This is a genomic window from Bradyrhizobium sp. AZCC 1578 (assembly GCF_036924675.1).
GTDB lineage: Bacteria > Pseudomonadota > Alphaproteobacteria > Rhizobiales > Xanthobacteraceae > Bradyrhizobium.
The window spans coordinates 5977117-5996041 of the sequence record NZ_JAZHRZ010000001.1; the positions used below are offsets into that span (position 1 = coordinate 5977117).

18 protein-coding genes and 1 pseudogene are annotated in these 18925 nt (G+C 63.0%); 15 read left to right on the forward strand and 4 right to left on the reverse strand.

Going from position 1 to position 18925, the window contains the following annotated elements; genetic code table 11:
* Positions 1 to 322 precede the first annotated feature (322 nt).
* Both V1290_RS28740 and V1290_RS28745 read left to right on the forward strand, forming a co-directional pair.
* Complete coding sequence (locus V1290_RS28740; RefSeq protein ID WP_334367500.1) at positions 323 to 1174, forward strand: SDR family oxidoreductase; 852 nt, start codon at positions 323 to 325, stop codon at positions 1172 to 1174.
* Between the two features lie 19 nt (positions 1175 to 1193).
* Entirely contained in the window at positions 1194 to 1433 is a 240-nt protein-coding gene (locus V1290_RS28745) for a hypothetical protein (protein ID WP_334367501.1), read from the forward strand.
* Here V1290_RS28745 and V1290_RS28750 read toward each other — a convergent pair.
* Positions 1430 to 2047 (reverse strand): hypothetical protein, encoded by a 618-nt coding sequence (locus V1290_RS28750; protein WP_334367503.1) that lies wholly within the window; start codon positions 2045 to 2047, stop codon positions 1430 to 1432. The genes V1290_RS28745 and V1290_RS28750 overlap by 4 nt on opposite strands.
* 152 nt (positions 2048 to 2199) lie before the next feature.
* Between V1290_RS28750 and V1290_RS28755 the strand changes: the two genes are divergently transcribed.
* From V1290_RS28755 to V1290_RS28765, 3 genes are all read left to right on the forward strand, one after another.
* Positions 2200 to 2898: a TetR/AcrR family transcriptional regulator gene (locus V1290_RS28755; protein WP_334367504.1), complete on the forward strand. Its 699-nt coding sequence runs from the start codon at positions 2200 to 2202 to the stop codon at positions 2896 to 2898.
* 180 nt (positions 2899 to 3078) lie between these two features.
* Complete coding sequence (locus V1290_RS28760) at positions 3079 to 4788, forward strand: sulfatase-like hydrolase/transferase (RefSeq protein WP_334369202.1); 1710 nt, start codon at positions 3079 to 3081, stop codon at positions 4786 to 4788.
* 35 nt (positions 4789 to 4823) lie between these two features.
* Positions 4824 to 6551 carry a sulfatase-like hydrolase/transferase gene (locus tag V1290_RS28765; protein WP_334367505.1) on the forward strand — a complete coding sequence of 576 codons (1728 nt, stop codon included), beginning with the start codon at positions 4824 to 4826 and terminating at the stop codon, positions 6549 to 6551.
* Between the two features lie 35 nt (positions 6552 to 6586).
* On the opposite strand, the gene V1290_RS28770 is transcribed toward V1290_RS28765, so the two are convergent.
* The 3 genes from V1290_RS28770 to V1290_RS28780 form a co-directional block, all read right to left on the reverse strand.
* Positions 6587 to 8146, reverse strand: coding sequence for an ABC transporter permease/substrate-binding protein (locus tag V1290_RS28770; protein ID WP_334367506.1), 1560 nt, complete (start codon positions 8144 to 8146; stop codon positions 6587 to 6589).
* Positions 8143 to 8931 carry an ABC transporter ATP-binding protein gene (locus V1290_RS28775; RefSeq protein WP_334367507.1) on the reverse strand — a complete coding sequence of 263 codons (789 nt, stop codon included), beginning with the start codon at positions 8929 to 8931 and terminating at the stop codon, positions 8143 to 8145. Before V1290_RS28775 ends, V1290_RS28770 begins: the two co-directional genes overlap by 4 nt.
* A 147-nt stretch (positions 8932 to 9078) precedes the next feature.
* Positions 9079 to 9348, reverse strand: a complete 270-nt coding sequence (locus tag V1290_RS28780; RefSeq protein WP_334367508.1) for a hypothetical protein — start codon at positions 9346 to 9348, stop codon at positions 9079 to 9081.
* Positions 9349 to 9539: 191 nt separating this feature from the next.
* Here V1290_RS28780 and V1290_RS28785 point away from each other — a divergent pair, with 191 nt between their 5' ends.
* The 10 genes and pseudogenes from V1290_RS28785 to V1290_RS28830 all read left to right on the forward strand — a co-directional run bounded on the left by V1290_RS28785 (position 9540) and on the right by V1290_RS28830 (position 18850).
* Positions 9540 to 10367, forward strand: a complete 828-nt coding sequence (locus tag V1290_RS28785) for an ABC transporter ATP-binding protein (RefSeq protein WP_334367509.1) — start codon at positions 9540 to 9542, stop codon at positions 10365 to 10367.
* Positions 10367 to 11155: an ABC transporter permease gene (locus tag V1290_RS28790; protein WP_334367510.1), complete on the forward strand. Its 789-nt coding sequence runs from the start codon at positions 10367 to 10369 to the stop codon at positions 11153 to 11155. Before V1290_RS28785 ends, V1290_RS28790 begins: the two co-directional genes overlap by 1 nt.
* A 209-nt stretch (positions 11156 to 11364) precedes the next feature.
* Positions 11365 to 12393 carry an ABC transporter substrate-binding protein gene (locus tag V1290_RS28795; RefSeq protein ID WP_334367511.1) on the forward strand — a complete coding sequence of 343 codons (1029 nt, stop codon included), beginning with the start codon at positions 11365 to 11367 and terminating at the stop codon, positions 12391 to 12393.
* Between the two features lie 38 nt (positions 12394 to 12431).
* Positions 12432 to 13148, forward strand: a complete 717-nt coding sequence (locus V1290_RS28800; RefSeq protein ID WP_334367512.1) for an NUDIX hydrolase — start codon at positions 12432 to 12434, stop codon at positions 13146 to 13148.
* 101 nt (positions 13149 to 13249) lie between these two features.
* Positions 13250 to 14560, forward strand: a complete 1311-nt coding sequence (locus V1290_RS28805; RefSeq protein WP_334367513.1) for an ABC transporter substrate-binding protein — start codon at positions 13250 to 13252, stop codon at positions 14558 to 14560.
* A 33-nt stretch (positions 14561 to 14593) separates the two neighbouring features.
* Entirely contained in the window at positions 14594 to 15361 is a 768-nt protein-coding gene (locus V1290_RS28810) for an ABC transporter ATP-binding protein (protein WP_334367514.1), read from the forward strand.
* Between the two features lie 2 nt (positions 15362 to 15363).
* Positions 15364 to 16068 carry an ABC transporter ATP-binding protein gene (locus V1290_RS28815; RefSeq protein WP_065749526.1) on the forward strand — a complete coding sequence of 235 codons (705 nt, stop codon included), beginning with the start codon at positions 15364 to 15366 and terminating at the stop codon, positions 16066 to 16068.
* A 12-nt stretch (positions 16069 to 16080) separates the two neighbouring features.
* The gene (locus V1290_RS28820) at positions 16081 to 16962 is read left to right on the forward strand and encodes a branched-chain amino acid ABC transporter permease (RefSeq protein WP_334367515.1); all 882 of its coding nucleotides are present in this window, start codon (positions 16081 to 16083) and stop codon (positions 16960 to 16962) included.
* Positions 16959 to 17970, forward strand: a pseudogene (locus V1290_RS28825) (branched-chain amino acid ABC transporter permease). The gene V1290_RS28820 and the pseudogene V1290_RS28825 overlap by 4 nt, the downstream one beginning before the upstream one ends.
* Positions 17936 to 18850: a polyphosphate kinase 2 family protein gene (locus V1290_RS28830; RefSeq protein ID WP_334367516.1), complete on the forward strand. Its 915-nt coding sequence runs from the start codon at positions 17936 to 17938 to the stop codon at positions 18848 to 18850. Before V1290_RS28825 ends, V1290_RS28830 begins: the two are co-directional and overlap by 35 nt.
* The last annotated feature ends 75 nt before the right edge of the window (positions 18851 to 18925 follow it).

Consider the following 18925-nt stretch of genomic DNA (forward strand, 5'->3'; position numbering starts at 1 on the left):
GTTGTGGACAGGCGCATGTCGAAGCAGGCCGCGCATTGCAAATTTTGCGTTCTGAATTGCTTTACCAATCCGATCGGGACGTATGCCGTGATTTCGCGCGATAAATCGCCGATGTCGAACCGGATCGGCCATCTGCCGCGGCTTCCGGTACCCCGGTCCGGCTGCTATCCTCACCAAACCGTTCCCGGAAAAACTCGAATAGCAATCTGCCGAACAAGACGCCGTCAAGGCTGGCTGCACTCCGCGGAGGAAGCCCACGGAGCCGGCGCTTAAGCATTCCTTCACGACGAACTTCATTAGACCTCTTACAAGGGCTTAGGTCATGAGATCTGTTGTCATCACCGGCGCGTCCACCGGCATCGGCTGGGCCAGTGCGAAGCTCTTGCTCGACCGCGGCTTCCGCGTGTTCGGCAGCGTGCGCAAGCAGGCTGATGCCGACCGTCTCAAGGGTGAGTTCGGGGCGAACTTCACGCCGCTGATCTTCGATGTCACCGATGAAGCCGCGGTGCTGGCGGCTGCGCGCGAGGTCCGCACCGCGCTCGATGGCGAAACGCTCGCCGGCCTCGTCAACAATGCCGGCATTGCGGTCGCAGGTCCCGTGCTCGAACTCGCGGCGGGCGAATTCCGTCGCCAGATGGAGGTCAATTTCATCGGCCCGATCATTGCGACCCAGGCATTCGGGCCGCTGCTCGGCTCCGATCCGGCCCTGAATGGGCCGAAGGGGCGGATCGTGATGATCTCCTCGGTCGCCGGCAAGAACGGCAATCCGCTGACCTCGGCCTATTCCGCCTCCAAGCACGCCATCGAGGGGCTGTCGGAGAGCTTGCGCCGCGAACTGATGTTGTTCGGGATCGACGTCATCATCATTGCGCCGGGGGTGGTCAAAACGCCGATCTGGAGCAAGGCCGAGGAGGTCGATATCTCCGCCTACAAAAACTCGCCGTATTTCCCGGCGCTGGAGAAAATCCGCGCCTTCATGCTGCAACTCGGCGCGAACGGATTGCCGGCCGAGCAGATCGCCGAGAAGGTGTTCGAGGCATTGACGCGGCCCAATCCCAAGGTGCGCTACGTCATCGCGCCGGATCCGATGCGCCAGTTCATGGCGGCGGTGTTGCCCAAGCGCACCCTCGACCGGATCATCGCCAAGCGCCTCGGGCTGACGCCGCAAAGATGAGCAAAGGCACCGGCCACCAGTGACGACGGGAAAAAGCAGAGCCGAGCTGACGCAGATCGCCGACGCGGCGCTTCGCAGCCAACCGGGATGCGAAACGGCGTCCGTCCCCGCCGTGCGTGCGCTTCCCAACATCCGCGAAGGGCGGAACTGGGAAATCCCCAACGTCGTTCTCGGCGACAGCCTGATCAGCGACGTCGACCGGGCCGTCCTGTCAGTGCACCGCCGTCTCGGACGGAAGTTTTACCTGAAGGACGACTAGCCCGCCCGTGCCGGCGCCTGGGCACGCGGCGCCATCGCGATCATCCGCAGCGCGAACACGGCCACGAGCGGAATCAGGAACAGCGCGTAGAGCGGCATGTCGGGAATCCGCTTGCCGAACGACACCATGAACTGGAACAGCAGATAGTAGCCGCCCACGAGATGCAGCCGGCGCCAGGCGCGTGCGCCGATCGCAGCGGCCGTGCGGTCGAACGAGGTCGCGGCCATCGCGACAATGAAGGCATAGCCAATGCCACCGAAGATATAGGACGCGATCGAGGTCGCCGCCGCATAGCCTATCGAGTCCATCACGGCGAAGCAGGCAATTGCGGCCGCATGGATGGCGTGCGAGGCCGCAAAGGTGACGCCGAGATAGCGGCGATTGCGGCGCAGCCACCGCGTCGAGGCGTTCGGCCATAACAGCGCCAGCGCGGCGGCTGCGAAAGCAAGGCAGAACAGCACCAGCGAGCTGCGTGCGGTGAAGCGGATCACCATGCGCACGCCGTCGACTTCGAACCCGCGCATGCCGGCGATCCCGATGCTCATGGCCAGCAGCGTCAACGCGAGCAGGGCGAACAGCCGCCAGCCTTCGAACCATTTTTGATGTGTCGGCATGTTCGTCCCCTTTTGTCTAAGCCGTCATTGCGACCCGTTGGCTCGCAATGGCGTGGATGGCAATGTAATCACCAGTTACATGCACTCTGCGGATCGGGTCAATCCGTGTAATCGGTGCTTACATTCACGACCGGGTGATGGTAGGAGAGGGCATGCGTCCGTCAGCCAAGCCTTCCGTCGCAAAATCCCCCACCACCAAGTCGCGCCGCCGCGTTGCGCGAGCGGCCCCGCCAAAACCCTACCATCACGGCGACCTGCGGCGCGTCCTGATCGAAGCCGCGCTGCAACTGATCGGCGAGGGCGGGGCGGAGGCGGTCAGCGTCCGGGAGGCCGCCCGCCGTTCCGGCGTATCGCCAGGCGCGCCGTTCCGGCATTTTCCGAGCCGCGATGCCCTGATCCAGGCGGTGGCGGAAGAGGCGCAGCGGCGGTTCCGGGCCGAGATCGAGGCGGCGCTTGCCGCGGCACCAGCCAGCGATCCGCTCGGCCGCTTTCGCTGCCTCGGGCTCGCGTATCTGCGCTGGGCTATGCGCAACCCGACCCATTTCGAAATCATTTCGAGCCGCCGCCTGTTCGATCACGACCAGTCGGCCGCCATCGCCAGCGATAACGCCGAACTGATCGCGCTGACCGAGCAAACGCTGGCCGAAGCCTTTGCGGCGGGTCAGCTCCGCAGCGCCGACCTCAAGCAGGTGCAGATCGCCGGCCGGGCGCTGGTCTATGGTTTTGCCCGGATGAATATCGACGGCCATTTCACGCGCTGGGGCGTGGCCGGCCCCGAGGCCGAGCGGACCGCCGAGGCAATACTGGATCTTTTCATCGAGGGGATAGCCAGCCGGCCACGGCCGGCCTGATCATGGCGCTCAACGGCCGTACGACTACCGGCAAACGTCCGACCGAGGGCAAATTCATTGCCTGTTCATGACGATTCCACTACGTTTTTGTGACACGGCTCAGGTTCCGGATGGGTCGTGCGTCTCCTGGTCGTCGCCAGCCAAGGCTATGTATTGCGCCGGGTCATGTTGCGTTCCCCCATGGCGCCCGCGCCAAATCCAGGGCCCTCCGCCACCACCCTTGCTGCCGGGCTTGCCGCGATCGGTTTCTGGCGGCTTTCGGCCGTTGCTGCACCGCACATATCGGCGCTGGCGCTCCTGCTGCACACCGAAAGCGATTTCGGCGGCCGCATGGGTTTTGCCCTGGCCTGGGGCATCCTGAACTTCCTTTTTGTCGCGCTGCTACGGCGTCCGGCGCTATCGGGCGCGCTGTCGCTCACGCTGGTCGTGCTGCTGGTGCTGCTGTCGCGGCTCAAGCACGACGTCGTGCAGATGACCGCGAACTTCGTCGACCTGATGGTGATCGACCGCGACACCGCGGCGTATCTGTTCACGATCTTTCCGAACTTGCGCTGGAGCGTGGTCGGCGCATCCCTTGTCATCCTGCCGCTGATGTACGCGCTGTGGTGGCTCGACCCGTTCCGCATCCGCCGCCTGCCGGCCACTGCTGGCCTGCTGGCCTGTCTCGCAAGCCTGGCCGGTTATTCCGTCGTCTGGCCCGATGAAGCCTGGCGCGGCTATTACGACGATGGCTATCTCTCCAAATTCGCCCGCTCGGGCGTGACCGCGGTTTCCGATTTCGTCAATTACGGCTTCATGGAATCGGAAGCCGTGACCGCCGAGCGGCTGAAGGTGCCGCTGGTCGATTCCTGTCATGTGGCCGGTCGCCGTCCGCACATCATCATGATCCATGACGAGTCGAGCTTCGACATCCGCCAGGCCGCCGGCGTCAAGGTGCCGCCGGGCTATGGCAGCCATTTCAAGTCCTTTGACGGCCGCGAGCGCAAGTTCATGGCGGAGAGCAGCGGTGGCGCAAGCTGGATGGCCGAGTACAACGTGCTCGCCGGCCTGTCGTCGCGGTCGTTCGGCCGCTTCTCCTATTTCGTCACCCGCATCGCCTCGGGCCGGGTCGAACGCGGATTGCCGCTGGCGCTGCGCCGCTGCGGCTACAACACCATCTCGCTCTATCCGGCCTACGGCGCCTTCATGGGCGCGCGTGGCTTCCAGACCTCCACCGGCATCCAGCACTTCTATGACGCGCGCGCGCTCGGCGCCAAGGGCATCGAACCCGACAGCTTCTTCTACGACAAGGCCGTGAACCTGATCGCCGAGCAGCCGGCCAACACGCCGCTGTTCACCTTCGTCTATCTCGCTGCCAACCATTTCCCCTGGGAAACCAAATTCCGCCCCGACCTGCTGCCGTCCTGGCGCGCCCCCGGCAACGAGCCTGTGGTCGACGAATATCTGCGCCGCCAGACATTGAGCGCCGGGGATTATGCGGCGTTTGTCGCCAGCCTGAAAAAGAAATTCCCGGCGCAGCCATTCCTGATCGTCCGCTACGGCGACCATCAGCCGGAGTTTTCCTCGAACCTGCTGGATCCCGGTCTGGATGAAGCCAGGGTCGCCCGCAAGTTCGATACCCACGACCCGCGCTACTTCACCACCTATTACGCGATCGACGCCGTCAACTTCGAGCCGGTGAAGAGTTCCGCGATCATGGACACGATCGACGCGCCCTATCTGCCGCTGGTGATCCAGGAGGCCGCCGGCATTCCGCTCGACCCCTCGTTCGAGGAGCAAAAGAACATCATGCTCCGCTGCAAGGGGGTATTCTATGCCTGCAAGGATGGCGCCGAGGCGCGCAGGTTCAACCGGTTATTGATCGACGCAGGTTTCATCAAGGGGCTCTGAGGAGCGATATGTCTGCTGCCGTCGCCGAATCCGGAATGAGCGAAACCGCCGTCGCGAAAGCGCGCGGCGTCCGGTTCTTTGCCGCGGCTGGCCTGATCGTTGCCGTCCATCTGGCGGGGCTGGCGGTCCTGCTCACCACCGAATACGGACCGTTCGCGATCACGCTCTCGGTGCTGGCGTGGGTGTTCGTGAACTGCTTCCTGCTGGTCGTGCTGCAGCGGCCCGGCGTCTGTGCGGCGCTGGCGCTGGCCATCATCGTGATCCTGATCGCGCTGTCGCACTTCAAGTTCGGAATTCTGCAGCTAACGCTGACGTTCCTCGACTTCCTGATCATCGACCGCGATACGTTTTCGTTCCTTCTCTCGGTGTTCCCACGCTTGCAGTTGCAGTTGGCCTTGGCAGGCCTCGTTGCGGTTCCGCTGTTGTGGCTGGTCTGGCATTTCGATCCCTTCCGCGTGCGCCGCCGCTTTGCCTTGACGGGGCTGGCTGTGACGACAGCATTGATCTCGGCGATGTCGGTAGTCTGGCCCGAGCAGGCTTGGGAGCCGTTCCAAGGGGTCAATCATGTTTCCAGTTTGGCGCGCTCGGGCGTGGTGGCGGTGTCGCGGCTGGCTTCGACGGGATGGATCGAGGTCGATCCGCCGACGAATGGCCCGCTTCGCCTTGCGGGAGCGCACGCTGCCGGCCCGCCCATGCTGCCGCCCGCCGAGACCTGCGACGCCACGGCAAAGCCACCGCACATCATCATGCTGCTCGACGAGTCGAGCTTCGACATCTCGGCCGCGCCTGGCATCAAAGTGCCGCAAGGGTACTCCGATTACTTCAAGTCCATCGACGGCAAGCAACGGACCATGATCGCGGAGGCAACCGGCGGCCCGACGTGGTACACTGAATTCAACGTCCTGACCGGCATGTCGGCGCGGTCGTTCGGCGATCTGAAGTTTTATGTCACAAGGATCACCGCGAACCGTGTTGCGCGCGGGTTACCGCAAGCGCTTAAGCGTTGCGGATACAAGACCTTCTCGCTCTATCCGACCTATGGCAACTTCCTCGGCGCGCGCGCATTCCAGAAGGGTGCTGGCGTCGGCCACTTCATCGACATGGCGGATATGGGCGTCGCCCAGGATATGCAGCCCGACAAGTTCTACTTCGATCAGGCCTTGAAGGTGTTTGCGCGGGAGCAGCCGCAGCACGCGCCGGTCTTCATGTTCGTCTACCTCACGGCCAACCATTTTCCCTGGACCGACGTCTATCGGCCCGATCTGACACCGCCGGACTGGACGCCACCGGGAAACACGGCGGAGACCGACGAATATATTCGTCGCCAGGTCATGACGCAGAACGACTACCGCGAATTCATCGCTGCCCTTAAGCGCGACTATCCGGATCAGTCGTTTCTGGTGTTGCGTTTCGGCGATCACCAGCCGGCTATCTCGCAAAAGCTGCTTGAGCCCGGCATCGATCAGAAATTGCTGGCGAAACGCTTGATGGCAGCCGATCCGCGCTACTTCTCAACCTATTACGCGATTGACGGCATCAACTATCGGCCGGACGACCTCTCGTCGGCGCTTGATACGCTCGATGCGGCCTACATTCCGCTCGTGATCCAGGAAGCCGCCGGCGTCCCGCTCGATCCGTCGTTCGAGGAGCAGAAGAAGATCATGCTTCGCTGCAACGGCGTGTTCTATGCCTGCCGAAAGGGCGCGGAAGCGAGACGATTTAATCGACTCCTGATCGACGCCGGGATGATCAAGGGACTGTAACTCTCCGCTCGCCATGGCCGCGCATGACGACGGGGTTACTTCCTCCCCACCTTCTCCCACAGCCACTGCGCTACCGCATCCGGCGAGCTCGCCGCGTCGTTGCCGGATGCGCGCAGATTCGCTTCGCGCATGGTGGCGATGTCGATCTTGCCGAGCAGCTCGGTCAGCGACTTGCGCAAGGCCTCGTCATTGGTGCGCTTTGGCGCGAGCAGCACGATCGCATCATAGGGCGGGATTGCGTGCCTGGGATCGCCGAGCGTCACCAGATCGTATTTCGCGATCAGCCCGTCGCTGGTGTAGCCGGCGATGACGTCGACTTCGCCGGAGGCGACCGCCGCATACATGAAGTCCGGCTGCATCTGACGTTGGCCGCGGAACGACAGGCCGTAGGCCCTGCGTAGCGCGGCCCATTCGGGGCGCGAGAAGAATTCATAGTCGCCGGCGATCGACATGTTCGCCGCGCGCGAGGCGAGATCGGCGACGGTGCGGATACCCAACTGCTCGGCGCGTTTGCGCGGCATCACCAGCGCATAGGCGTTCTCGAAACCGAGTTCGCCGAGCAGTGTGATGTTCTGCTTCGCTAGTATCGTCTTCAGCTCGGCCACGAGCTCCTGACGCGGCTTGATGTCGGTGCGGTGAAACTGGTTGGCCCACAGCGTGCCGGAATAGTCGATGTAGAAGTCTATATCATCAGCCGCCAGCGCTTCGAAGATCACGTTGGAGCCGAGACCTTCGCGCTTCGTTGCCAAGAGGCCGGCCGCCTTCAGCCGCTGCGCCATCAAGGCAGACAGGACATACTGCTCGGCAAAAGTCTTGGCGCCGATGATGTAGTTCGTCTGCGGCCGCACCAGGTTAGGCGCCAGCGTAGCAACGACGAGCGCCGCAATGCCGACGCTGCCCAGTGTCGCGCGAAAACGGCTGCGGTTGCGCAAGCCGTTTTCGATCAGCGCCAGCAGTTGATCGACCAGCAGCGCCAGCACGGCGGCGGCAATGCAGCCGAACAGCACGAACACCCAGTTCTGGGTCTGCAGCCCTGCAAAGATGTAATTGCCGAGGCTGGTCTGGCCGATCGGCGTTGACAGCGTCGCGGTGCCGATCACCCAGACCGCCGCGGTGCGGATGCCTGCCATCATCACCGGCAGCGCCAGCGGCAGTTCCACCGTGAACAGCGATTGCCGCGGCGTCATGCCGACGCCCTGCGCCGCTTCCAGGATCGCGGCATCGACACCTTGCAGGCCAGTGATGGTGTTGCGCAGCACCGGCAGCATCGAATAAAGCGCCAGCGCCAGCACCGCGGGCAAAAATCCGAACGCGGAAAAACCGACGCCGAACCATGACAGCGACAACGCCGCGAGCGCCAGGAGCAGCGGATAGAACAGCGCCAGCAATGCCAGCCCCGGCACGGTCTGCACGATGCTGGCAAGCCCAAGCAGCGCGCCGCGCATCACCGGCCGATGGCGTGCGATGATCGCGAGCGGCAGGCTGACGAGTAACCCCAGCGCCAGCGCGGCGACGCTGACGCGGACGTGATTGCCGAGATAGTCGGGCAGGTGGCCCAATGCCTCGCCCCAGCGTGGATCGGCGAAGATGCTCATGCCGCACCCTCGCGAGGCAGCAGGGCGCCGAGCCGCTCGGCTTGCCGCCGCGGCGTGCGCAGGAGTTCGCCGACGTAAGCGTCGTCGGATTTGGAAAGCTCGGCCGGCGTGCCCTGCGCCAACAGCCGCCCGTCGCACATGATCGCGATGCGGTCGGCGAGCAGGATCGCTTCCGTCATGTCATGGGTGATCATGACGGTGGTCAGGTCGAGTTTCTTGTGCAACTCGCGAAAATCGTCGCCGAGCGCGTCGCGGGTCAAGGGGTCGAGCGCCCCGAATGGCTCGTCCATCAGCATGATGCGCGGACGTGCGGCGAGCGCCCGCGCCACGCCGACGCGCTGGCGCTGGCCGCCGGAGAGTTCATGCGGCAGCCGGTCGCGATATGGCGTGCGGTCGAGCCTGACAAGGTCGAGCAATTCATCCACCCGCACGGAAATCTCGGCGGGCCGCGTGCCAAGCAGCCTTGGCGTGATGCCGATATTGCCGGCGACGGTCAGATGCGGAAACAGCCCGCCGCTCTGAAAGACATAGCCGATCCGCCGCCGCAACAGGATCGGATCGACGTTGCGGACGTCCTCGCCTTCGACCGTGATGGTGCCGGAGTCAGCCTCGATCAGGCGGTTGGCGAGCCGCAATAGCGTGGTCTTGCCCGAGCCGGAGCCGCCGACTATGGCAAGGAATTCACCCTCGGCGACGTTAAGCGAGACGTCATCGACGGCCACCACGCGGCCGGCGTCGAACGTCTTGCCGACATGCGCATAGGCGATCAGTGGCGTGGCGGGCATTCGGCGCGGTCCCAACCTTGGCGGTTCCTGAAGGGTATAGTGATAGCCGATAAATGGCCCGGTCGCGAATGTGGGACTTCAAGTCCCCCGTTGTTGTGAAGCAATTGGTTCGAGATGGTCCACGGATTTTCAGCGATACGGGTTCAGTCAGCGGGAGAACACATTCTTCAACTGCACCAGGAATGTTACCAGCCATGCGCACGCATACATGCCGGCGAGACCAAGCGCCGTCCTGCGATCAATCAAAGACAGGCCGGTCCACCACCATATCCGGTAGAGCCATAGTCCTGCCGTGCCTATACCAAGCAAGCAGACCAGCATCTTGAGAAAGGACGAGTTCGCAACACCTAAAGCGCCAAACAAAAGCGTTGCCGGAACGAGAAACATGGTGCAGGCGGATATCAAAGTCTCGTTCATGGCTCCCCAAGACATCTACGAATCGCAGGCTACATCTGCAGTTTGCAGCAACCTTTACCCTTCTGGAAGGCATGCTGGGCGACTGATATCTGGCTTGCGCTGCTCACGTTCGACGGCCGCGTTGCAGCGCCGCGTTGAACTTATCCTTTGTAACGGCTAAGGCATCCGTCCAAATCTTTGGGGAAGAAAACATGGCGGATACCGCACAGCCAACGGCGGTCGCGCTTGGCGATGCGACAGTGGCGTTCCGCGTCGCCGGCGACCGTGTCTATACAGCCGTGGAGAAGGCCAATCTGTCCGTCGCGGATGGCGAGTTTGTCGCCATCGTCGGCCCGACGGGCTGCGGAAAATCGACGCTGCTCAATGTCGCGGCAGGGCTCCTGAAGCCGGCGGCGGGATCGGTAAAAATCTTCGACCAGCCGCTGACGGGGTTGAATCGCGATGCCGGCTATCTCTTCCAGGCCGATGCGCTGTTTCCCTGGAAGACCGCACTCGACAACGTCGCCATCGGGCTCGAGATCAAGGGCGCGCCGCGCGAGCAGGCGTTGCAGCGCGCGCAAGGCTGGCTCACATCGGTCGGCCTCGGCGCCTTCGGTAACCGCTATCCGCACATGCTGTCCGGCGGCCAGCGCAAGCGCGTCGGCCTCGCGCAGGTTTTGATCCGCGATCCCAAGATACTCTTGATGGATGAGCCGTTCGGTCCGCTCGACGCCCAGACAAGGCAGATCATGGGTAATCTGCTGCTCGAATTATGGAACGCCGACCGCAAGGCGGTGCTGTTTGTGACCCATGATCTCGAAGAGGCGATCGCGCTGGCCGATCGCGTCGTGATCATGTCGGCAGGGCCAAGCGCGCGCATCATCGGCGACTGGCGGGTAAAACTGCCGCGGCCGCGCGATATTTCGGAAGTCCGCATGGAGAAGGACTTTCACGAACTGCACCGGGAGATCTGGAGCGTGTTGAAGGACGAAGTGATGAAGGGCTACGTGCAATCCACGCGAAGTGCGGAGGCAGGCTGATGTCCCGCTCGACGCTGCTCCTGTTGCAATTGCTGGTCGCCGTCGTAGCCCTGGCGGTGTGGCAGTTCCTGACTACCGTGCCGGTGTTCGGAAAAATCCTGCTGCCGCCGTTTTTCTTTTCCAACCCGATCGATGTCGGCAGCCAGATCATCAAATGGTTTTCGTCAGGCGTGATCTGGAAGCACCTGATCATCACGCTGTGGGAATCGATTCTCGCCTTCGTGATCGGCTCAATCAGTGGCGTGCTGGTCGGCTTCTGGTTCGCGCGCCAGCCGCGCGTCGCCGCGGTGTTCGATCCCTATGTGAAAATGATCAACGCGCTGCCGCGCGTGGTGCTGGCGCCGATCTTCACGCTGTGGCTGGGGCTCGGCATCTGGTCCAAGGTGGCGCTCGGCGTTACGCTGGTGTTCTTTATCGTGTTCTTCAACGTCTATCAGGGCGTCAAGGAAGTCTCGAACACCGTGCTCGACAATGGCCGCATGCTCGGCATGAACGAGCGGCAGTTGATGCGGCACGTCTACTGGCCCTCGGCGCTGTCGTGGATGTTCTCCTCGCTGCACACGTCGGTGGGTTTTGCGGTGGTCGGCGCCGTGGTCGGCGAATATCTGGGCTCGGCCGCCGGTCTCGGCTACCTGATCCAGCAAGCCGAAGGCGTGTTCGACGTCGCCGGCGTCTTCGCCGGCATGTTCGTGCTGTCGGCTTTCGTCATATTGATCGATATGGGCGTGACGCTGGTCGAACGGCGGCTTCTGGTATGGCGGCCAGCGGCGGCGGAGGGCAGGGGGTAAGCATTCCGGCCTCTCCACCGTCATTGCGAAGAGCGTAGCGACGAAGCAATCCATGGCTCCGCGTGTGGCGGCATGGATTGCTTCGCGGAGCCTGTCATCGGGCGCGCATTCGCGCGACCCGTTGGCTCGCAATGACGGAGATGGTTCGAAGTGCGTCTTCTCAAGCCCCAGCCGCTGCTCTATCTTGCCGCCAACGAATGGAGGAACTCATGAAGAAACTGTTCGGCCGGCTGGCCGCTACGCTGCTGGCACTGACGCTGACCTCGGGATTTGCCGCAGTGCAAAGCAAGGTCACCATCGCCATCGGCGGCGGCGCCTGCCTGTGCTATCTGCCGACCGTGCTCGCCAAACAGCTCGGCGAATATGAAAAGGCGGGCGTGGCGGTCGAGCTGGTCGACCTCAAGGGCGGCTCGGACGCGCTGAAAGCCGTGCTCGGCGGCAGCGCCGACGTGGTCTCGGGCTATTTCGACCATTGCGTCAACCTGGCCGCCAAGAAGCAGGAGCTGCAGTCCTTCGTGATCTACGACCGCTATCCCGGCCTGGTGCTGGTCGTGTCGCCCGCGCACACCAGCGAGATCAAATCGATCAAGGATCTGGCCGGCAAGAAGGTCGGCGTCAGCGCGCCGGGCTCCTCGACCGACTTCTTCTTAAAATATCTGTTGAAGAAGAACGGCCTCGACCCGACCAGCGCCGCGGTGATCGGCGTCGGCTTAGGGGCCACCGCGGTGGCGGCGATGCAGCAGGGCCAGATCGATGCCGCCGTGATGCTCGATCCCTCCGTCACCGTTTTGCAGGGCAGCCATCCGGATTTGAAGATACTGGCCGACACCCGCACGCAAAAGGACACGCTGGCCGTGTTCGGCGGCGAGTATCCGGGCGGTGCGCTCTACACCACGGCGGCCTGGATCAACTCGCACGAGAAGGAAGTGCAGGCGCTGACCAACGCGATCGTCAACACGCTCAACTGGATCCATTCGCATTCGCCGGAAGAGATCATGGCGAAGATGCCGGAGGGAATGGTCGGCAAGGACAAGGCGCTCTATCTCGCCGCGCTGAAGAACACGATCCCGATGTACTCGCAAACCGGTTTGATGGACCCGAAGGGCGCCGACGCAGTGCTCGCCGTCTTCAGCGAAGGCTCGCCCGAGGTGGCGAAAGCCAATATCGACGTGACCAAGACGTATACCAACAAATATGTCGAGCAGGCCAAGAAGACCACGGGCGCCAATCCGAAGTGAGGGGATAGGATCGACGTGAAATCGGGCGATGTGAAGCTATGAGTGGCACGAGGCCTCCGGCCATTCATCGCGTCAGCACGCTCGATCTTGTGGTCGAAACGTGGGCGTGGCCGTTTGCGGAAGCGCGGCGCGCGGACATCGATGCGCATTTTTCCGAGAAGCAGCGCGAAAGGCCTACACTGTGGAACGGCCGCGTTCTGCTCGGGCGCAACCCGGTGTTTTCCGGCGACCGTTTGAGCGCCAGCTATTTCGAAACCGACTTCGCCAGTTTTCTGGCCTGGCGCGACTGGGGCTTTCCCGACGCGAGCGTGTTCAACGGTTTCGGCATGGGCGCGCTACTCTGCGCCGACGGCGCCCTTGTGCTCGGCGAGATGGGTCCGCACACGGCGAATGCCGGGCGCATCTATTTTCCGTCAGGCACGCCGGACCTCGACGATATCAGGGACGGGACGGTCGATATCTCCGGCAGCGTCACGCGCGAGCTAGAGGAAGAGACCGGCCTTGCCCCCGGCGAATACGACAGCGAGCCGCATTGGCATTGCTTCCACACCGGGCCTGCGCTCGCGATGATCCGCGTTCTGCGCGTCGATATGCCGGGCGACGCGCTGCGCGAGCGGATCGAGCGCAATCTTGCCTCGCAGCGTCAGCCGGAACTGTCGGCCATTCACGTCGTGCGCAGCGCGCGCGATCTGAATTCGGCAATGCCGCGTTTTGTCACGGCGTTCATCGAGGCGCAGCTCGCTTCCCGGCCGTGACGCGCGCAATGCGCTTGACATCTGGTCGCGCTACCAATGTGATAGGCGCCAACCAAGAACAAGAAAATGCAGTGCACAAAAAATAATCCAGGGAGGATTCCATGCCGGGGCGCAAAACTGCACGCCTTCTCGTCGGGCTGTCTGCCGCAATCGCGGTGCTGGGGATGGCGGTTTCCGCCGAGGCTCAGGAAAAGAAAATCAAGATCGGCGTCATCTACGATCTGACTGGCCCGCTCGCCGGCGGCGGTTCGGAGCTGCAATATATCGGCGCCAAGATCATGCTCGACCAGTACGTCAAGACCGGCGTCGAGGGTTACAAGGTCGAAGCGGTTTATGCCGACGCCCAGAGCAAGCCCGACGTCGCCATCAACGAGGCAGTGCGGCTGATCGAGCAGGAAAAGGTCGACATGCTGCTCGGCTTCTACTCGTCGGCGCAATGCGTGCCGGTGGCCGGGCGCGTCGAGCAGCTCAAGAAGTTCATGTGGATCACCACCTGCATTTCTTCCGCCGTGCTCGACAACAAGAACTTCAAATACGTATTCCGGCCGCAAGCCTCCGGCGACCAGTTCGGCCTGATGACGATGGATTTCATCGCGCAGAATTCCAAGGCCAAGCTCGGCAAGGAGCCGAAGGATCTGCGCGTTGCCATCATCCACGAGGACGGCGCCTACGGCGTCGACGTCTCCAAGGGCAACGAGGCCGGCGCCAAGAAGGCCGGCTTCAACATCGTGTTGAAGGAAGGCTATTCCGCCACGGCGCCGGATCTTTCTTCGTTGGTGACGAAACTGAAGCGCGCCCGGCCCGACGTGGTCTTCCACACCGGCTACAACCCCGACATCACCTTGTTCGGCCGCCAGGCGCGCGAGCAGGGCCTGAAATTCGCTGCTCTGGTCGGCCACGGCGCAGGCTATGGCGTCTACGAAAAGCTGAAGGAAGGTCTGGGCTCCGACGTCAACTACGTCTTCAACACCGATCCGATCTCGATCTGGCTCGCCAACCAGAAATCGATGGATCCGAAGCTGCCGCCGGTCATCAAGATGGTCGGCGAGGAGTTCGACAAGGCCAAGCCGGGTGTCGCGATTCGCTCCGCGCATGTCGGCATGGCGGCGTCCAACACCTATCTGTTCCTGACCGAGGTGTTGCCGCGCGCCATCAAGAAATATGGCGGGGTCGATCCCGATGCGTTGCGCAAGGCCGCGCTCGAGACCGATATTCCCGAAGGCGGCACCATGCTGGGCTTCGGCGTCAAGTTCCACGGCGAGGGCGCCCAGATGGCCGGCCAGAACGAACGCTCGTTCCCCGTTGTTATCCAGTATGTTGACGATAAGTCGTATGTGGTGTGGCCGAAGAGCCAGGCGCAGCGCGAGGCCGTGCTGCCGCTACCGAAGGGAACCACGTTCAGCAACCAGTAAGAGCCGGGCAAACGGCTAAGCGGAGGTTCTGGAGTGCTGACGGTAGACGGATTGGTGAAACGCTTCGGCGGCTTCACCGCTGTTAGCAACGTGTCGTTCCGGGTCGAGCAGGGCGAGATTCTCGGCCTGATCGGGCCGAACGGCTCCGGCAAGAGCACGATCTTCAACATGCTGTCGGGCACGCTGATCCCGACGGCAGGATCGATTGTGTTCAACGGAACGGAGATCGCGGGCAAGGCGCCGCACCGCATCATCAACGGCGGCATTGGCCGCACCTTCCAGATCCCACGGCCGTTTCACCGGCTCACGATATTCGAGAATGTGGCGCTCGCAGGCTATTACGGTCAGGGCAGCCACAGCCGCGCCCGCGCGGACGAGGCCGCCGAACGCGCGCTGGCCATGGTCGGCCTGCCGACCAACCGCCACGCCGGCGTCGATGGCTTGGGTGCCGCCGGCCTGAAAAAACTCGAACTCGCCAAGGCGCTCGCCACCGGGCCGAAACTTCTGCTCGCCGACGAAAGCCTCGGCGGGCTCGACGAGCACGAGATGGATCAGGCCGCCGACATGCTGCGCAAGATCCGCGACGAGCTCGGCATCACCATCATCTGGGTCGAGCATATCATGGGCGTGTTGATGCGGGTGGTCGACCGCGTGATGGTGCTCGATCACGGCGAGAAGATTTCGGAAGGCCTGCCGAGCGCGGTGGCGAGCGATCCAAGGGTGATCGAGGTCTATCTCGGGACGGATGCGGATTCGAGCCAGGCTGCGGCGGCGGAAGCGCGCCGGCGGGCAGGGGTGTAAGTATGCTCGAACTCAGATCGCTCGACGCGGGTTACGGCAGCTTCCAGGCATTGTTCGGCATCAATCTCGAGGTCAGGGCGGGCGAGGCTGTCGGCGTGATCGGCCCGAACGGCGCCGGCAAGACCACGCTGATGCGCGTGATCTCGGGCTTGATCCGCCCCACGGAAGGTTCGATCACGATGGAAGGCCGCGACGTCGTCGCGACGCCGGCGCATCGAATCGTCGATCTCGGCATTGCCCACGTGCCGGAGAACCGCCGGCTGTTTCCGCGGCTCACCGTCGACGACAATCTGAAGATGGGCGCCTACATGCCCGGCGCGCGCGCCAAATATGCCGAGCGGCTCGAATTCGTGTTCGATCTGTTCCCGCGCATGAAGGAACGGCGCAGCCAGATGGCCGGCACGATGTCGGGCGGCGAGCAGCAGATGTGCGCGATCGGCCGCGCGCTGATGTCGGATCCGAAATTGCTCCTGCTCGACGAGCCTTCGGCGGGGCTCGCGCCGGTGGTGGTGCAGCAGGTGTTCGAGCTGGTGAAGCGAATTCGCTCTGGCGGGCTGACGGTTCTGATCGTCGAGCAGAACGTACAGCAGGTGCTGAAGGTGGTCGATCGCGCGTACCTGCTGGAGGCCGGCACCATCCGAGCGTCCGGCACGTCGGAAGAGATGATGAAGACCGATACGATCAAGCAGGCATATTTGGGCGTTTAGGGCAAAGTGAGCATGCAGGCATTCCTCGAGACCTTCGACATCTACCTGCTGGAAGCCGTGGTCAACGGCATCCTGCTCGGCGGCGTGCTGGCGCTCTTGGCGCTCGGGCTCAATCTGATCTTCGGCGTCATCGACGTCACCTGGATCTGCTACGCCGAGCTGGTCATGATCGGGATGTACGGCATGTACTACATGGTCCAGGTGTTCGGCCTGCCGTATTGGGTCGCAGCGCCGATCGCGATCCTGCTGGTCGCAGCCCTTGGCGCGCTCCTGCATTACATCGTCATCGCGCCGCTGCTCACCGCGCCGCCGATCAACCAGTTGCTCGCGACCGGCGGCGTGCTGTTCATCCTGCAGAGCTTCGCCACGGTCGCGTTCGGCATCGACTTCCGCAACCTCGGTATTCGCCTGCCGGTGCTGGCGATCGGCGACATGCATTTCAGCTATTCGCGGCTGCTCGCCTTCGTCGCCGCCTTGCTCGGCATGCTGGCGATCTACTTCTTCATGAAGCGCACCTATACCGGCACGGCGATCCGCGCCGTTGCGCAGGACCGCCAGATCATGTCGCTGATGGGGGTCGATACCAAGCGTATCTATCTCATCACCTCGGCGATCGGCGGCGCGCTCGCCGGCCTCGCCGCCTGCCTGCTGGTGCTGCAGTATGACGTGCATCCGTTCGTCGGGCTGTCGTTTGGGCCGATCACGTTCTTGATCTGCGTGCTCGGCGGGCTCGGCAATTTCGTCGGCGGTTTCATTGCGGCGTTCGTGTTCGCCCAGATCATTTCGCTGGGCGGCCTGTACTCCGACCTCGAATGGGGTTACGTGCTGGCCTTTGCCTTCTTCATCGTCATGATGTTCATCCGGCCCGCGGGCCTTTTGGCGAGGCGCTCGTGAATTCCCGCTACACCGCCTGGGCCGTTGGACTAGCTGCGCTGATCGCGCTGCCCTTCGTCTATCGTGAGCCTTATCACCTGCACATCCTGGTGCTGATCCTGATCTGGTCGTTCGCCTACACTTCGTGGTCGATCATGGGCCGCTTCGGGCTGGTGTCGCTGGGCCATGGCGGCTTCATGGGCGTCGGCGCCTATGTCACGGCGCTGTTGTGGAACCACCTCGACATCACGCCCTGGATCGGCATTCCGCTCAGCATGGTGGCGGCGGGCTTGCTGGCGCTGGTGGTCGCCTATCCCTGCTTCCGCTTCCGCATCACCGGGCACTATTTCGTGCTGGTGACGCTGGCGCTGTCCGGCATCGTGCTGCAGGTCATCACCGCGACGCGTGATTACACCGGCGGTTCGCTCGGCTACACGCCGAACCGCGCGCCCAGCGGCCGGGGGCTGCTGGCGCTGCAGTTCGACGACAAGACGACGTGGTATCTGATCGCGCTCGGCGTCTGGGTGGTGGGCCTTCTGATCTGGCGCTGGGTCGACCGCAGCATGAGCCGCTACGCCATGGAGGCGATCTCGGAGGACGAGGACGCGGCGGCTGCGGCCGGTGTCAACGTGACAGCCGAAAAGCTCAAGATCACGCTGATCTCTGCCTTGATGACCGCGCTCGCCGGCGCGCTGTACTGCCAATACCAGATGTTCATCTCGCCGGACACGGTTAGCGGCATTGCGGTGTCGCTGCAGATGGTGTTCGCCGTCATCGTCGGCGGGCTCTATGTCTCGCTCGGGCCGACGATCGGCGCCATCATCACCATCCTGCTCGCGGAAGGGCTGCGGATCGGCTTCGGTACCAAGGCGGTCGGCTGGGACAACCTGGTCTACGGCGTTTTGCTGGTGGTCTTCATCATCTTCCTGCCCAAGGGCATTCTGGGTAGCGTCCTCGACAAGCTGAAGGCGCAACCGAAAAAGCCCAAGACCACATGAGCAAGAAGCCGCAGCCATCGCTGGCAGATGAACTAAAACCCTATGTCGCCCCGTTCCGCTACGACAGCTCGGGCGAATTTCACCTCAAGTCGCACAAGACCAATGAGAAGGGCGGTCTCGACAAGGAGGGGGCGACCAGGATCATCGAGGCCAATCGTAAGCGACTGAACGATTTCCAGGAAAAACTCTACGCCCAGGACCGCTGGTCGCTGCTGCTGATCTTCCAGGGTATGGATGCCGCCGGCAAGGACAGTGCGATCAAGAGCGTGTTCGAGGGCGTCAACCCGCAGGGCTGCGAGGTCACTTCGTTCAAGCAGCCGTCGACCAAGGAACTCGACCACGATTTCCTCTGGCGCAGCATGATCGCGCTGCCGGAGCGCGGCCGGATCGGTATCTTCAATCGCTCTTATTATGAAGAATGCCTGGTGGTGCGGGTGCACCAGGAAATTCTCGGCAGGCAGAAGTTGCCGCCGCAACTCGTCACCAAAAACATCTGGAAGGAGCGCTTCGAAGACATCTCTTCGATGGAGCGCTACCTGGCGCGCAACGGCACCGTGATCCTGAAGTTTTTCCTGAATGTATCGAAGGAAGAACAGCGCGAACGCTTCCTCGAACGGCTGGAAGAGCCCGCCAAGAACTGGAAGTTTTCGACGGCCGATATCGGCGAGCGCGCGCTGTGGGCGAAATACCAGGCCGCCTACCAGGATATGATCCGCCACACCGCCTCGCAGGCGGCGCCCTGGATCGTCGTCCCCGCCGACCACAAATGGTTCGCCCGCGTGGTGATCGGCTCGACGATCGTTAGCGCGCTCGACAGACTCGATCTGCATTTTCCAAAGGTCGACAAGACCGACCGCAGCGAATTCGCCAAAGTGCGCGAGGCGCTGCTGAATGAGGGGAACGCGAAGTAGGGTGGGCAAAGGCGCACTTGCGCCGTGCCCACCAATGGTGCCGAGTGAGGTGAGCACGCTGGTCAGGCTCCCTCC